At 57.7% G+C, this 1,256-nt stretch carries 1 protein-coding gene and 1 pseudogene; both read left to right on the top strand.

What is annotated here, in order from left to right; translation table 11 throughout:
• Positions 1–53: 53 nt before the first annotated feature.
• Positions 54–293: pseudogene (locus RX395_RS09690) on the top strand (transposase); the annotation flags it as partial.
• Positions 182–1,216 carry an IS3 family transposase gene (locus RX395_RS09685; protein WP_316367250.1) on the top strand — a complete coding sequence of 345 codons (1,035 nt, stop codon included), beginning with the start codon at positions 182–184 and terminating at the stop codon, positions 1,214–1,216. The pseudogene RX395_RS09690 and the gene RX395_RS09685, both read left to right, overlap by 112 nt.
• Positions 1,217–1,256 lie beyond the last annotated feature (40 nt).

Genomic DNA, 1,256 nt, shown 5'->3' with positions numbered 1-1,256 from the left:
GTGGAGTGGGTATGATGAATTGGACACCTAGTTAAGAGCGAAAGGTGTTCAAGATGACCCAAAGAAGAAAGCGATACGACAGGCAGTTCAAGGTCTCGGCGGCAAAGGTGGTCCTGTCCGGGGAAATGACGGTCAAAGGCCTATCGGAGGAACTCGGCATAAAGGATTCGACGCTGAGAAGGTGGGCCCGCGAATACGAGGAGATGGGAGACGGCGCGTTCCCCGGAAACGGCTCCCCGAAGATCAACAAGGACTACGAGATCGTGAAGCTCAAGAAGAAGGTCGAGGAGCTCGAGCGCGAGAACGAGATACTAAAAAATTTCCGGGCCTTCTTGAGTCAAGACCATGCGTGAGGTTCGAGTTCCTCAAAGAGCATAGGGGCGAGATCGGCCCCATCAAGAAGGCATGCGGGCTGATGAAAGTCTCGAAATCCGGTTTCTACGAGTATCTCGGCCGGAAGAAGTCCGACGCCCAGATAGAGCGGGAGGCGATCGAAGGTTTCGTCGCCGAGGCCTTCGAGCGGCACAAGGGCCGTTACGGCTACCGGCGCATCAACCGCGAACTGCGAAAAAGCGGCATCGTCGTGAGCGAGAAGCGCGTGCTCCGCATCATGCAGAAGCTCGGACTTGCCGGAAAGGGCGCGACCCGAAAACACCGCGTCCAGAAGAAGGTCGAGCCGGGAGACCCTCGGTTGAACCTGGTAGAGCGCGCTTTCACCGTGGGCGAGCGCAACAGGCTTTGGGTGGGCGACATCACCTACATACCCACAAGAGAAGGGTGGCTCTATCTCGCAGCCGTGATAGACGCCTTCTCCCGCAAGGTCGTGGGCTGGTCGATGTCCGAGCGCATCACCGAGAAGGTCGCGATCGACGCGATGGAGCAGGCGGTCGGCAGGGAGGGTCCGCCAGATGACGGCAGCCTCGTCTTCCATGACGATCGGGGCGCGCAGTACACCTCCCGTTCCTTCCAGCGGTGTCTGGACTCGCATGGCATAGTCCAGTCGGTATCAAGGCCCGGCACGCCGCTGGACAACGCGGTGGCCGAGTCGTTCTTCAAGACGCTGAAAAGGGAATTGGTGAAAGAGAGGAGCTATGGGACGAGGGACGAGGCCAAGCAGGACATCTTCAAGTACATAGAGCTCTATTACAATAGGGTGCGCATGCATTCCACCCTGGGCTACATGTCTCCAGTGGAATACGAGCGGCAATACGCTTGATGGTCCTTAAAAGAAAGTCCAGTTTATCCTTCCCACTCCA

The organism is Collinsella aerofaciens (genome assembly GCF_032584215.1).
Lineage (GTDB): Bacteria > Actinomycetota > Coriobacteriia > Coriobacteriales > Coriobacteriaceae > Collinsella.
This window is presented reverse-complemented; position numbering and strand designations above follow the sequence as displayed.